This is a genomic window from Achromobacter maghribensis (assembly GCF_057334215.1).
Genome location: NZ_JBHFII010000026.1, coordinates 195164 through 209157, shown reverse-complemented (window position 1 = coordinate 209157; position 13994 = coordinate 195164). Strand labels below are relative to the sequence as shown.

The window sequence follows — 13994 nt, the reverse complement described above, 5'->3', positions numbered from 1 at the left end:
CCCAATCGCGCAATTCTTTTGCGTGGCAGGCGGCGTAGGATATCCCTCATTCCCGCTGGGGAATGAATCGGGATATCAGAGGACCCTATGTCGTTGGTGGTACCCGCCGGCTGTGCCGGTCTGGCAAAAACGCGGCAAGCGCTATCGGTGGACGACCTGCTGACCGGATGGAACGGCGTGGACGATTTGTGGGTGTTCGCCTACGGATCCCTGATCTGGCATCCCGGGTTTGCTTGGCGTGAGCGCCGCCTGGCGACCGTGCGCGGGTATCACCGGTCGCTCTGCCTGTGGTCGCATGACCATCGCGGGTCGCCGGACAATCCCGGTCTGGTGTTTGGCCTGAACCGCGGCGGCTGCTGCCGTGGCGTGGCGTTCCTGATCGCGGCGAGCGACGTTCCGACGGTGTTTCAGGCGCTGTGGCGCCGTGAAATGGTGACCGGCGCCTATACCCCCCGTTGGCTGACCTGCCACACCGAGGCCGCACCGGTGCAGGGGCTGGTCTTCCTGCTGAACCGCACCTGCCACGAGTACGCGGCCGACCTTAGCGATGACCGCTTGCTGGCGTCGGTGCGCAACGCCGTCGGCCAATCCGGGCCTTGCCTGGACTACGTGGTGGAAACCGAGCGCGCGCTGCGCGCCCATGGCATCGATGATTGGCGGCTGGGGGATCTGGTCCGCAAATTGGGCCAGGCCTTTTAGGGGCGCCGCGCCCCTAGAAGTGCCAGCGGCCGAAGACGAACAACACGTTGCCCGCGCCGGACGAGCCGGGGATGTAGGTCGCGTAGAGCATGGCATCCTTGTAGCCGGCGCCCACCAGCGGCAAGATCCCGGGGAACGGCACGTAGCTCATGATGTCGTGGCGCGCCGTCAGGAAGACGGTGTAGCCCGCACCCAGGCGGAGGTTCTCGCTGACCTGTCCGATCTTCAGGAAACCGTAGCCGGCGATGGGTTCGACCTTGCTGTGCGAATCCAGGAACGCCATCGCGTACAGGCCCTGCCAGTCCCCGTCTTCGTCGTAGATGCTGCGGCCGTAGCCGCCGCCCCAGGCCAGTTCGTTGAAGCTGTCGATTTTCTCGCGGCTGTAGGTGGCGCGGTTGTGCCACGAGTAGCCCGTCACGTAGAGGTCGTGGCCACCTTCGGTCCAGATCTGGTCCAGGCGGTTACAGGCCGACTGCGCCCACGAGGGCAGGTCTTCACAAGCGTCGGCGGTAGCGGCGAAAGTCGAGAGCAGCACGAAAAAGAGCGCTGCCCGGAATTTGGCGGTCATGCGGGTACAAGGGAAAAGATGACAGTTCCATGACTTTACATGGAGTCAGCGGGTTTTCCCTGTCAGTTGGCTGTCATGGGACAGCGTTTGCCGTGCCCGGCCACGGAGAATGGCGGGCAGGCAATCAAGCCAATATGTGACTGTCGCGGCGAGGCTACAGCAGGAAGAACGTGGCCAGGCCCAGGAAGATGAAGAACCCAAGCGAGTCGGTGGCGAACGTGAGCAGCACCGATGAGCCCATCGCCGGATCCTTGCCGAAGCGGGCGCGCACCATCGGGACCAGCACGCCGACGGATGCGCCGACCAGCATGTTGCAGACCATCGCCGCCATCATGACCAGTGCGATCGACATCGAACGGGAGATCACCCAGGCGAACAGCGCGGCCACCAGGCTGCCGCACAACCCCACCAGCAAGGTCACGAAGAGTTCGCGCTTGACCAGTTGCCACAGGTTGCGCCCGGTGATCCGGCCCATGGCCAGCGCCCGGATGATGAGCGTCATGGTCTGGTTGCCCGAGTTGCCGCCGATGCCGGCGACGATCGACATCAGGAAGGCCAGGATCACGATCTGGCTGACCGTGCCTTCAAACTGGGAGGCCACGAAAGAGGCCGTGGCGGCGGTACAGAGGTTAAGCAGCAGCCACGGGGCGCGGTTGCGCAAGGCGGTGCTGACCGGTGCGAAGATGTCTTCTTCTTGCAGACCGGCGCGCGACAGCGCCTGTTCCTGCGAGTCTTCGCGCATCACGTCCACGACGTCGGCGATGGTGACGCGGCCGATCAGGCGGCCCTGGTCGTCCATCACGGGGGCGGACACCAGGTCGTAGCGTTCGAACGCGCCGGCGGCGTCGGCATCGGAATCCAGCGGATTCAGCGCCAGGAAATCCGAATTCATGACGGCGCGCACTTCGGTTTCGGGTTCGCTGACCAGCAGCCGCGACAGCGGCAGGATGCCTTGCAGCTTGTCTTGGCGGTCCACCACGAAGATCTGGTCGGTGTGGTCGGGCAGTTCGTGCAGGCGGCGCAAATAGCGCAGCACCACTTCCAGCGTGACGTCCTCGCGCACCCGGACCATTTCGAAGTCCATGATCGCGCCTACGCTGTCTTCCGGATAGCCCATGGCCTCCAGCAACTGCGCGCGTTCCTCTTCGGTCAGCCCCTTTTGCACTTCGGCCACCACGTCGGGCGGCAGGTCGGGCGCCAGGTCGGCCAGTTCGTCGGCGTCCATGTTGCCGGTGGCGGCGACCAGGTCCTGGCGGTCCATCGCTTCGATCAGCGATTCCCGCACCCAGTCTTCGACTTCCAGCAGCACGTCCGCGTCGTGCTCGGGACTGACCAGCTTCCAGATGGCCTGGCGTTCGTCCTTGGGCAGCGATTCCAGGATGAAGGCGATGTCGGCCGGATGCAGGCCGTCAAGCAGCGTCTTGAGTTCCGCCTCGTGCTGACGGTGCACCAGGTCTTCGACCAGGGTGGCCTTGGCGTCGCCTTCTTCCTGGCGATGCACCAGATCGGCCACCAATTGCTGGCGGCGCAGGCGTTCCTGCACTTCGGCCAGGGCGGTCTGGGCGTCTTCCGGGTCGAGGCGGCGGGGCGTCGCGGGCGGTTTCTGCGCGGCGGCGGACTGCGTCATGCGTTACGGCTCAAAGAGTGGGAAGGGGGCGGCTGCGCCGCGCTTCGTCGGTGGCGACGTAGGTCAGCGTGGCTTCGGTGACCTTGACGACTTCGGCGTCCAGGCGCTGACGTTCGGCGTAGACCTCGACCGACACCGTGACCGACGTGGTGCCGGTCTTGGCGATGGATGCGTAGAAGCTGAGGAGGTCGCCCACGAACACGGGCTCTTTGAACTGGAAGGCATTGACCGCGACGGTGGCCACGCGACCGGCGGCGCGGCGGGCGGCGGGTATTGATCCGGCGATGTCGACCTGAGCCATGATCCAGCCGCCAAAGACGTCCCCGTGGATGTTCGCATCCGCCGGCATCGGCATGACGCGCAATACCGGGTCGCGATGGGCGGGCAAAGTCGTAAACGGGGTTTTGGTGCTGGAGGTCATGCGGCCGACTCCAAAGCAAGGGAACCAGCCGATTATGCAGGAAAAACGAGACAGCGGCGTGCGTGGCAGAGCCCGCCGCGGCGCATTGCCGCGGCAGGCTGGTGATCAGGTCGCCAACTTCACGATACCGTAGCCGCCAACCAACAACCAGGCGTACAGGATTAGGCCCAGGGCCATCACGCGGGGACCGGCTTTCTTGATCTGGGCGAAGCGCGTTTCGATGCCCAGCGCCGTCATGGCCATGGTCAGGGCGAAGACGTCCAGGCGGCGGACGGCGGCGATGGCGTCGGGCGGGATGATGTTCAGCGAGTTGATGATGGCCAGCACCAGGAAGCCGACCGCGAACCAGGGGATCGCCAGCTTGGCGCCCTTGGCTTGGCCACCGGCCTGGCTGGCGGCGCTGCGCAGATACATGCCCAGGACCAGCAGGACCGGCACCAGCAGCGCCACCCGGGTCATCTTGACGATGGTGGCGACTTCCGTGGTGGCCGGGTCGATGTTGCTGGCGGCGCCGACGACCTGCGCCACTTCATGGATCGTGCCGCCGATGTAGATGCCAAGCGCCTGGGTATCCAGATTGAGCCAGCCGGCGTGGTAAAGAATGGGGTAAAGGAACATGGACAGGGTGCCGAACAGCACCACGGTCGCGACCGCGACGGCGCTTTTGTGCGGGGCGGCGCGCAGCGTGGGTTCGAACGCCAGCACGGCGGCCGCGCCGCAGATCGCGCTGCCCGCGGCGGTCAGCATGGCGGTGTCGCGGTCCAGGCCCAGCATGCGCTGGCCTACGACCGTGCCGATCAGCAACGTGCCCAGCACGACGGCCACCGACACCGCCAGACCGGGCAGCCCGACGGCGGCGATCTGCTGGATGCTGATGTTCAATCCGTAGAAGGCCACGGCGATGCGCAGCAGGCGCCGCGCGGTGAAATTCACGCCCGCGCTCCAATCGGCGGGCATCGTGCCGCGCAGGAAGTTGCCGTACAGCATGCCGCATACGATGCCCACGACCAGCGGCGAAAAGCCCAATTGGCGGATGGCCGGCAGGTCGGCCAGCTGCATCACCGCGCCCGCCATCAGGCCGACGAACAGCACGCCGTTGAGCTTGTCGCGCCAAGGCGTGGCCGAGGCGGATGCTGCGCCAGCCGATGCTGCGGCAGCCGATGCTGCGGCAGCCGACGCTGCGGCAGCCGGCGTTGCCGCGCCTGCGGCGACGACGGGAAGAGGGGCGGTGGTGCTGGAAGAGGTGCTCATGACTGGCCCTGTGGGCATATCTAAATAACTACACGAAATATTAAATCTCGGCCTATTATTTGAAAAATCTTTATTTTCGATATGTACTATCGGTAAATCTGATAATAAGGCCGCCATGACTCCGGACCAGCTACTGACTTTTGCCTGCGTGGCCGACACCGGCAACATCAGCCGCGCCGCGCAGGTGCTGCATTTGTCCCAACCCGCCGTGTCAGGACAGTTGCGCATGCTGCAGGAATGGTTCGGCGAACCGCTATACCGCCGCAGCGGCCACGGCATCGCGTTGACCGAGGCCGGCGAGCGCCTGGCCGAACAGGCGCGGCAATTGCGCCAGGTGTATCGCCAGGCGCAGGCGGTGCGCGAAACTTGGCGCGGTCTGGAGACGGGCGCCTTGCGCCTGGGAGCCAGTACCACGCCCGCCAGTTATCTGCTGCCGCGCCTGGTCGCGGATTTCCGCCAGGCTTTCCCGTCCGTCAGCCTGCACCTGTCCGACGGCAATACGCGGGAAATCGTCGAGCGGCTGCCCGCGCTGGACCTGGCTTTCATTGAAGGGGACGTGCCCACCGGGCTGCCGGCGGATACCGCCGTGCATGCCTGGCGGCAAGACGAAGTCGTCGCGATTGTGCGGGCCGACCACGCGCTGGCGGGCAAAGGGGCGGTGACCTTGCGAGATCTGGCCGCGTCCCCGCTGGTCATGCGTGAACCGGGGTCAGGCGTGCGCAGGCTGGTCGAACGCGCCTTCGCGGACGCGGGGCTGGCGCCGTCGGTGGGGCTGGAACTGGCGGGTGTCGAAGGCGTGAAGCAGGCGGTGCGCGCCGGCTTGGGGGTCGGGTTCGTGTCCGTCATGTCGATGCGGCATGAAGACGGGGCATTGGCGGCGTTGCGCCTGTTGCCCAAGCCGCTGACGCGCACGCTGAGCATCCTGGTGCCGCATGCCGACGCCGCCGCCCGCGCCACCGGCCGCTTCCTGGCGATGTGCCTGGCGGTCGGGGCGGGGGACGGCGGGTAGGGTCAGGCCTTGGCCAGGCGCTTGAGCGCCAACTGGACCCAGTAGGTGCCGCCCAGCGGCAGCAATTCGTCGTTGAAGTCGTAGCTGCCGTTGTGCAGCATGCAAGGGCCCAGGCCGTGTCCGCTGTCGCGGTGGTCGCCCGTGCCGTTGCCGATCCAGACGTAGCAGCCGGGCAGCTCCTGCAGCATGAACGCAAAGTCTTCCGCGCCCATCGTGGGTTGCACGTGGTCGTTGACGTTGGCCTCGCCCACGATGTCGCGCAGCACGTCGGCACAGAACGCGGCTTCTTCGGCGTGGTTGATGGTGGGCGGATAGTTGCGCTGGAAGGTGAATTCCACTTCGCAATCCATGGCCGCGCAGGTGTGGCGCGTGATCTCTTCCATACGGCGTTCGATCAGGTCCAGCACTTCCAGCGTGAACGTGCGCACGGTGCCGCGCAATTCGGCATGGTTGGGCACGACGTTGTCGGCGCTGCCGGCGTGGATCTGCGTGATGCTCAGCACGGCCGCGTCCAGCGGATTGCGGTTGCGCGTGATGATGGTCTGCAGCGATTGCGCCAACTGCACGGCCGCCATGACCGGGTCGATGCCCAGATTGGGCATGCCGGCGTGCGTGCCCTTGCCCTTGACCACGATCGAGAATTCGTTGCTGGACGCCATGATGGGGCCCGGCGTCAGGCCGAACTGGCCGGGCTTCATGCCGGGCCAGTTGTGCATGCCGAACACGGCTTCCATCGGGAAGCGCTTGAACAGGCCGTCGTCGATCATGCGCTTGGCGCCGCCGCCGCCTTCTTCGGCGGGCTGGAAGATCACATAGACAATGCCCGCGTAATCGCGGTGCTGCGCCAGGTATTGCGCTGCGGCCAGCAGCATGGCGGTGTGGCCGTCATGGCCGCACGCGTGCATCTTGCCTTCGTTCTTGCTGGCATGCGCGAAGGTGTTGACCTCTTGCATGGGCAGCGCGTCCATGTCGGCGCGCAGGCCCACGGCGCGGTCACCGGGCTGGTTGCCGCGGATGATGCCGACGACGCCCGTGCCGCCGAGTCCGCGGTCGACTTCGATGCCCCATTCTTCAAGCTTGGCCGCCACGACGTCAGCCGTGCGGAATTCCTGGAAGGCCAATTCGGGATGCGCGTGGATGTCGCGTCGGATCTTGGAGATATCGTGATGCCAGGCGACGATGGGTTCGAGCAGTTTCATGGGGGAAGTCAGGCGGAAAAAGGGAACGCAACAAGGTTATCATCAATCAAAAATCTATTTAATGGAGACAACTACCATGACACGTCCGTGGCTAGCCCATTACCCGCAGGGGGTGCCGGCAGAAATCTCCACTGAGGGTTATTCCTCACTGGCCGACTTGCTGGACCGGGCCTGCAAGCAATACGCCTCGCGCATCGCCTGCACCGCGATGGGCAGCGATATCACTTATGCACAACTGGACCGGCATGCGCGCGCGTTTTCCGGCTGGCTGCAAAGCCTGGGTCTGCCCAAGGGCGCCCGGGTCGCGTTGATGATGCCGAACGTGCCGGCGTATCTGGTCGGCATGCTGGGCACGCTACGCGCCGGGCTTGTCGTGGTGAACGTGAATCCGCTGTACACGGCCGACGAACTAGAACGCCAATTGCAGGACAGTGGCGCGTCCGTCATCCTGATCCTGGAAAACTTCGCGCACACGCTGCAGGCGGTGAAACAGCGCGGGCAGCTCAAGCATATCGTGGTGACCGGGCCGGGCGACCTGCTGGGTGGCCTGAAAGCCCCCATCGTCAACTTCGCCGCGCGGCACATCAAGAAGATCGTGCCGGCCTGGCGAATCGACGGCGCGCGCATGCTGCCGCAGGTGCTGGGCGAGGGCGCGGGCCTGCCGTTCACGCCGCCCGCGCTGACGATGGACGACGTGGCGGTGTTGCAATACACCGGTGGCACCACCGGCGTGCCCAAGGGCGCCATGCTGTCGCACCGCAACCTCACGGCCAACGTGCTGCAGACGGAAGCCGTGGCGCAGCCCGTGGTACATGACCTGGCGGGCAGCCAGTTGACCATCATCAGCGCGCTGCCGCTCTACCACGTGTTCGCGATGACGGTGTGCGGCCTGTATGGTCTGCACGCGGGCATGCGCAACGTGCTCATCATCAATCCGCGCGACCAGCCTTCGCTGATCAATGCGTGGCGCAAGGTGCCGATCAATCTGTTCCCCGGCGTCAATACGCTGTTCAACGCGCTGGCGCACAACCCGGATTTCGCGAAGCTGGATTTCTCGGCCTTGCGGCTGACGCTGGGCGGCGGCATGGCTGTGCAGCAACCGGTGGCCGAACGTTGGCTGAAGATCACCGGCCGCCCGTTGATCGAAGGCTACGGCCTGTCCGAGACCTCGCCCGTTGCCACGGTGAATCCCACCAATGCCACGGCGTATTCGGGTTCCATCGGCTTGCCGCTGCCGTCCACCGACGTGGCCATCCTGGACGACGCCGGCCGCGAAGTGCCGCTGGGCGAGCGCGGCGAAGTGGGCATCCGCGGGCCGCAGGTCATGCTGGGGTATTGGCAGAAGCCCGAAGAGACGCAGCAGTCCATGACGGCCGACGGGTTCTTTCGCACGGGCGACATCGGCATCATGGATGAGCAGGGCTACACGCGCATCGTGGACCGCAAGAAAGACATGATCGCGGTATCCGGCTTCAAGGTTTATCCGAACGAGGTCGAAGCCGTGGTGGCGCAGTTGCCGGGCGTGCTGGAATGCGCGGCCATCGGCGTGCCCGACGAACACTCGGGCGAAGCCGTCAAGGTCTTCGTGGTGAAGAGCGATCCGTCGTTGACCGAGGCGCAGGTGCAGGACTGGTGCCGTGAAAAGCTGACGGGTTATAAGCGCCCGCGCTTCGTGGAATTCCGCGAAGAACTGCCCAAGAGCAACGTGGGCAAAATCCTGCGCCGCGAACTCCGGCCCGATGCGCAGGCGGCCGCACCCGCGGGCAAGGCTGCCGCGTAAAGCGGGCTAGGCCGAGCGTAAATTCCGGCTTAGCCGGGATTGTCCAGGTGGGGCGCGATCATCTCGTGCAGGGCGCGTTCGATGGCGGGGTTGCCCGCCACGACGCGTCCACCAATCGGCCACGGGTCCAGCTTGTGCATGTCCGAACACGCGCCGCCCGCTTCACGCAGGATCAGCGTGCCGGCAGCCACGTCCCAGGGCGCCAGGCCCATTTCCCAATAGCCGTCGTAACGCCCGCAGGCCGTCCACGCCAGATCCAGCGCGGCCGCGCCCATGCGGCGCACGCCACGCGCGCGCTTGATGGCGTCGTTCAGCATCGGCATGTACTGGCCGGCAAACGAAAAATCACGGAACGGAAAGCCCGTAGCCAATACTGCGTCTTCGATTGTCTGCGTGCGCGAGCATTTGATGCGGCGGCCGTTCAGCCACGCGCCGATGCCATACACCGCGGTGAACAGTTCTTCGCGGTTGGGGTCGTACACCACGCCGATCACGGGCGTGTCTTCCGTCAGCGTTTCGGTGGCCGAGACCGCGGTGCCCGCGTGGGCGATCAACGCGATGGACACGGCGTAGTGCGGAATGTCGTGCAGGAAATTGGTGGTGCCGTCCAAGGGGTCGATATACCAGGTGGCGATGCCCTTGGGCTTGCCGCCCGTCTCTTCGGCCACGATGCCGAACTTGGGCGTGCGGGCCTGTAGCTCCTGGATAATGACGGCTTCCGCTTCGCGGTCCGCTTGAGACACGAGATCGTTGCGCGCCTTGCGGTCGATCACGAGATCGGCGCGGTGATGCGCGTAGGATTGCAGGATGGCTGCACCGCCATGAGCCGCAGTGACGGCCGCATCGATTGCGGCGCACAGGTCTATGGGCGAAGCCTGCGAACGGGGCTGATCATAGGTATCCATGTAAACCAGTGTAAGCCCATGTATGCGTCAAATTTGAGGCAAGGGCCTGAAACACGGGCGTCGCGTGGTGTCCATCCAACGCCTGCCCGGCAGACGCTCAACAATTCGCTTTTGTCTCAACCTTGATTGTTTTCCAGGATTCCATGCCCGCGCCCTATGTCCCCTTGATGCCCGCAGAGGTCGGTTTCAACGCCGACGGCAAGCTGTACAGCTCCTTGTATGGCGACGTCTATCACTGCCCGGCGGGCGCGGCGGGGCAGGCGGAACACGTGTTCCTGCACGGCAACGGCTTGCCCGGCCGCTGGCGCGGCCGCAAGCAATTCACCGTCTGCGAAACCGGCTTCGGCATGGGCCTGAATTTCCTCACCTTATGGAAGGCGTGGCGCGACGATCCGCAACGGCCCGCCGCGCTGCACGTGGTGTCGATGGAAGCGCATCCGTTCGCGCAGGAAGATTTGTCCGCGTTGCTGGCGCGAGAGGCAGCGGCGGCGCCGCTGGCGGAGCTGGGGCAGCGGCTTGCCGCGCAATGGCCGGCGCTGTTGCCGGGGTTGCATCGCCTGGAATTTGAAAATGGCGCCGTGACGTTGACGCTGGGTTTTGGCGACGCGCAGGTGTTGGCGGCGCGGTTGAGCGCACGGATCGACGCCTTTTTCCTGGATGGTTTCGCCCCTGAGCGCAATCCCCGGATGTGGGCGCCGCAATTGTTGCAAAACCTGGCCGCGCGGGCGGCCCCGGATGCGACGATGGCGACCTGGGCCTGCACCGGCGAGTTGCGGCAGGCGTTGCAGGATGCGGGTTTCGATGTACGGCGCGAGGCCGGCTATGGCGGCAAATGGCACATGACGGCGGGCACGGTCCGGGCCGAAGGGCGCATGGCCGCCGTGCCCGGCCTGGACGCGGCGCATGCCGTGGTGGTGGGCGCGGGACTGGCGGGCGCGGGGATTGCGCAGGCGCTGGCGGGTCGAGGCTGGCGCGTCACGGTGGTGGATGCGGGCCGGGCGCTGGGCGCACCGGCGCATGCGGGCCATCTTGCGGCGGCGCTGACGCCCGTGGTGGCGCGCGACGACAACGCCCGGGCGCGGTTGTCGCGCGCGGGCAGCCAGCGCGCCCTGGCCCGATGGCAAGGGCTGCCGGGCGACGCCGCGCCTCGCGTGTGCGGCACCGTCCAGGTCGAGCGCGATGCGGGTAAATCCGCCGCGCTGGCCAGTACCCTGGAAACGCTGGCGTTTCCGTCCGGTTGGGTGCGCCAGGTGGACCGCGACGAGGCCAGCGCCCTGGCCGGCCTGCCGCTGGCGCGCGGCGGCGTGTTTTTTTCCCAGGGCATGCTGGTGCAGCCCAACCGCCTGATCGATGCATTGCTCGAGACGTCCGGGGCGGCCCTGTTGCCGGGCAAGGCCGCGCGCGTCGAGCCGGTCGGGCAGGGGTGGCGCGTGATGGACGAGCAGGGCGCTGAACTGGCGCAGGCTCAGGTCGTGATCCTGGCCAATGCGGCGGGCGCGCGCAACATGCTGGCCGACAGTGGCCTGCTGGACCCGCTGCCGCGGGTCGCGCAGATGCATGCGCTGACGGGCGAGGTGACGCTGGTGCCGGCGGCGGCGCTGTCCGGAGGTCCCCGTTGCATCGTCGGGGGCGAAGGATATCTGCTGCCCGACGTGGGGCCCGGCTGCGTGGTGGGCAGCACCTACGTCCACGACGCCGCCGAAGCGCGTGTCAGCGCCGACGGGCAGCGCGTCACGCTGGCCAAGGCGGCGGGACTACTAAGCGGTCACTTCCCGGACTTCGATGCGCTGGTGCCCGGTAGCCTGCCCGGCTGGGCCGGTTGGCGTGCCGTGCTGCCGGGGCGCTTGCCGGCCGTAGGCGAATTGCCCCATGCTCGGGGCGTGTGGCTGGCTGTCGGTTACGCCTCGCGGGGGCTGTCCTGGTCGGCGTTGATGGGCGACCTGATCGCCGCCCGCCTGGCTGGCGAGCCGTCGCCGCTGGAAACCGATCTGGCCCAACTTATTTCGCCAAGGTGAAAAAAAGTCAGGCCGGTGACGGGCCCCGGGGTCAGGTGGCGTAGAATTGCAGTAATTGCCAGGATTTGGCGCCAAATAGGCCGCTTTGGGCTCGAAATTGGCGTTTCGGCGGCTCGTGGGCATCAAGACCAATGGGCGCTGGCCGAGGGCTTTATGCCCCTTTTTTGGATGAGATCGCCTTCCAAAAGAGGGACCGAGTTTATTTCAAAGCTCAAATCCGTCAAAATAGCGTCTTTTGATGGTTTTTGGCTTAAGCCGGGGGATGCTCTGTGCCGCCCAAGTTCGACTTTGCCCATACTACCCAGCTCGATAACATTGAGCTGCTGACGTCCCGCCCCAGTCGCTTCGATTTCGATGCGGGCGATGGGTTGCACCTGGTAGTCGAGGCGCATGCGCCTGGTGTTTTTCGCCTGCGCTGCGGCGAGGCGAACCACCTGAATGAAGATAAGCCCAGCGCGCGTGCGCGCGCCGTGGCGGAGATGCTGCTCGCGCGCCAAGAGGCCGTGGGCGAAGCCGCCATTGCCCCTCGCGAAGGCGGGGATGGCTGGCGCATTACCCAGGGCGACGTTGCCCTGGAGCTCCAATCCAACCCCGTGCGCGTGGCGCTCTACCGCAACGATGAACGGGTGTTCGAGTCCGAGGTTTCCGCGCATACGCCCGCATTCGGGCACAACGCGCTGGACCAGGACGATGACGCGGTCTGGTCGGCGGGGTTCACCCTGCAGGGCGACGATCGCGTCTTCGGCCTGGGCGAAACTCCGGGCGACCTGAACCGCCGCGAAGAATCGGTCGTTTCCGATGATCCCGAGCACCGCGCCTTGCCGTTGGCCTGGAGTCCGCGCGGCTGGGGCGTCTACGTCAACACGATGCGTCGCGTCGAGCACACGGTAGGCGTCGCGCCTGCGGATTCAGCCTACGTGCTGACCGTGGACGATGCCGTCCTGGACTTGTTCCTGTTTGCCGGCGAGCCTGCGGAAATCCTGAACCAGTACACCGCGCTGACCGGCCGCGCCGGCCAGCCCGTGCTGTGGGCGATGGGCGCGTGGTTGCAGCAGGCCACGGGCGAGATGCCGACGCAGACGGTGGCGTTGGTTGCCCGCATGCGTGAAAACCAGATCCCGGTGGACGCCGTGACCTTGGCGCAGCCGGCAGCCTGGGGCTTCCAGTCCGACAAGGCCGTCTTCGAATGGGATGCCCAGCGCTTCCCGGACGCCAAGCAGATGCTGGCGCTCTTCCACAAGCACAACGTGCATGTTTCTGCCTCCGGTTTCCCCGGCGTGCTGAAGTCCAGCCCGCTGTTCGAAGAGCTGGAAGACCGCGGTTGGCTGCTGACCAAGGACGACGGGTCGGCCCAGGTGTTCGACGGTAACGCCGCCACCTCGGGGCAACCTTATGGCCTGCTGGACCTGACCTATCGCGACATCTACAACCAGTGGGTCGAACGCCATCGCCTGTTGATCGAAGACGGTTTGGACGCGCCGGCGTGCGACGCCCAGATCGCCATTCCCGACGGCGTGACCGCCCGCAACGGCGAAACCGGCCCGGCGCTGCGCAGCATGTATCCGCTGCTGGTGCGCCGCGCGCTGTTCGATGCCGTTGCCGGCCTGAAGGTGCCGCCGGAAGGCGTGGTGCCCAGCTCCGACCTGTTCCCGGCCGCGCAGCGCCTGCCGTGGCAGGTGGGGCCGCAGGTGGAAAATACCTGGGATGGCCTGCGCCATACCCTGCGCACTGCTTTGTCCATCGGCGCCAGCGGCGTGCCCGTGCAGGTGCACGGCATCGGCTCGGCCTCGCGCGATCGCTCGGGCATGACCTCCGAGCTGTACCTGCGCTGGCTGACCATCGGCGTGTTTTCGGCGAACTTCTCGTTCCAGGGCGTTGAAGGCCTGATGCCCTGGGACTTCGGCGAAGAAACGCTGGCCCAGGCCAGGACCTGGATGCAGTGGCGTTATCGCCTGGTGCCTTACGTGCTGGGCGCCATCGAAGACTCGGCCCGCACCGGTTTGCCGGTGCAGCGTTCCATGGCGCTGTCGTTCCCGAACGACCCGCACGCGCATGAATGGGACCTGCAATACCTGTTGGGCCCGGCCCTGCTAGTGGCACCCGTGACGGAACCCGGCAAGCAGGTGCGCGTGTACCTGCCCAAGGGCGAGGCGTGGTGGGACCTGAACACGGGGCACCGCTACGAAGGCGGCACGACCTGGACGATCGACTGCGAACTGGGCCAGTTCCCGGTTTTCGGCCGCGAAGGGCACATGCTCTGTCTGGGACCTGCCGCGCAGCATACGGGCGAGTTCAACTCGGCCCGCATCCTGGACGAAGTGTGGATGTTCGGCATGCCGGTGCATAACCCGGTCGTCATGCGCAACAAGATCCGCGTGATGCAGATGCAGGGCTCCAGCTACATCAAGGGGCTGGAAGGACTGCGCATTTCGCCGTCCGAAGGCCTTGAGGTCAAGCGCCGGGGCGCGGAAGTCCGCATCTCCCGCGCACGTTGACGGTAGCGTGGCCGGCTGACCCGCC

Annotated in this window: 12 protein-coding genes; 5 read left to right on the top strand and 7 right to left on the bottom strand. The window is 66.1% G+C overall.

The window, feature by feature from the left end:
- The first annotated feature begins 87 nt into the window (after positions 1 to 87).
- Positions 88 to 699: a gamma-glutamylcyclotransferase gene (locus tag ACE039_RS11785; RefSeq protein ID WP_448710230.1), complete on the top strand. Its 612-nt coding sequence runs from the start codon at positions 88 to 90 to the stop codon at positions 697 to 699.
- 13 nt (positions 700 to 712) lie between these two features.
- On the opposite strand, the gene pagP is transcribed toward ACE039_RS11785, so the two are convergent.
- The 4 genes from pagP to ACE039_RS11765 form a co-directional block, all read right to left on the bottom strand.
- Positions 713 to 1267, bottom strand: a complete 555-nt coding sequence (gene pagP / locus ACE039_RS11780; protein ID WP_485822445.1) for a lipid IV(A) palmitoyltransferase PagP — start codon at positions 1265 to 1267, stop codon at positions 713 to 715.
- Between the two features lie 154 nt (positions 1268 to 1421).
- A complete protein-coding gene (mgtE, locus tag ACE039_RS11775) occupies positions 1422 to 2894 on the bottom strand; it encodes a magnesium transporter (RefSeq protein ID WP_105555506.1) in 1473 nt (490 codons plus the stop codon).
- A gap of 10 nt (positions 2895 to 2904) precedes the next feature.
- Positions 2905 to 3315, bottom strand: coding sequence for an acyl-CoA thioesterase (locus ACE039_RS11770; protein WP_105555505.1), 411 nt, complete (start codon positions 3313 to 3315; stop codon positions 2905 to 2907).
- 105 nt (positions 3316 to 3420) lie between these two features.
- Entirely contained in the window at positions 3421 to 4566 is a 1146-nt protein-coding gene (locus tag ACE039_RS11765; protein ID WP_485822444.1) for a YeiH family protein, read from the bottom strand.
- A gap of 115 nt (positions 4567 to 4681) precedes the next feature.
- On the opposite strand from ACE039_RS11765, the gene ACE039_RS11760 reads away from it, so the two are divergent.
- Complete coding sequence (locus tag ACE039_RS11760) at positions 4682 to 5575, top strand: LysR family transcriptional regulator (protein WP_310034835.1); 894 nt, start codon at positions 4682 to 4684, stop codon at positions 5573 to 5575.
- A gap of 2 nt (positions 5576 to 5577) precedes the next feature.
- Here the strand turns inward: ACE039_RS11760 and ACE039_RS11755 are convergent, their stop codons facing one another.
- Positions 5578 to 6774 carry a M20 aminoacylase family protein gene (locus tag ACE039_RS11755; RefSeq protein ID WP_313456746.1) on the bottom strand — a complete coding sequence of 399 codons (1197 nt, stop codon included), beginning with the start codon at positions 6772 to 6774 and terminating at the stop codon, positions 5578 to 5580.
- A 76-nt stretch (positions 6775 to 6850) separates the two neighbouring features.
- On the opposite strand from ACE039_RS11755, the gene ACE039_RS11750 reads away from it, so the two are divergent.
- Positions 6851 to 8554 carry an AMP-binding protein gene (locus tag ACE039_RS11750; protein WP_485822443.1) on the top strand — a complete coding sequence of 568 codons (1704 nt, stop codon included), beginning with the start codon at positions 6851 to 6853 and terminating at the stop codon, positions 8552 to 8554.
- 29 nt (positions 8555 to 8583) lie between these two features.
- Here ACE039_RS11750 and ACE039_RS11745 read toward each other — a convergent pair whose 3' ends face one another.
- The gene (locus tag ACE039_RS11745) at positions 8584 to 9459 is read right to left on the bottom strand and encodes an inositol monophosphatase family protein (RefSeq protein WP_105555501.1); all 876 of its coding nucleotides are present in this window, start codon (positions 9457 to 9459) and stop codon (positions 8584 to 8586) included.
- Between the two features lie 143 nt (positions 9460 to 9602).
- Here ACE039_RS11745 and mnmC point away from each other — a divergent pair, with 143 nt between their 5' ends.
- Positions 9603 to 11474, top strand: coding sequence for a bifunctional tRNA (5-methylaminomethyl-2-thiouridine)(34)-methyltransferase MnmC2/FAD-dependent 5-carboxymethylaminomethyl-2-thiouridine(34) oxidoreductase MnmC1 (gene mnmC / locus ACE039_RS11740; RefSeq protein ID WP_485822442.1), 1872 nt, complete (start codon positions 9603 to 9605; stop codon positions 11472 to 11474).
- Positions 11475 to 11596: 122 nt separating this feature from the next.
- Here mnmC and ACE039_RS11735 read toward each other — a convergent pair whose 3' ends face one another.
- On the bottom strand, positions 11597 to 11866 hold the full coding sequence (locus ACE039_RS11735; protein WP_448708814.1) for a hypothetical protein: 270 nt from the start codon (positions 11864 to 11866) through the stop codon (positions 11597 to 11599).
- Between ACE039_RS11735 and ACE039_RS11730 the strand changes: the two genes are divergently transcribed.
- Positions 11789 to 13969 carry a glycoside hydrolase family 31 protein gene (locus ACE039_RS11730; RefSeq protein WP_448708813.1) on the top strand — a complete coding sequence of 727 codons (2181 nt, stop codon included), beginning with the start codon at positions 11789 to 11791 and terminating at the stop codon, positions 13967 to 13969. The two genes, ACE039_RS11735 and ACE039_RS11730, sit on opposite strands and share 78 nt — an antisense overlap.
- Positions 13970 to 13994 lie beyond the last annotated feature (25 nt).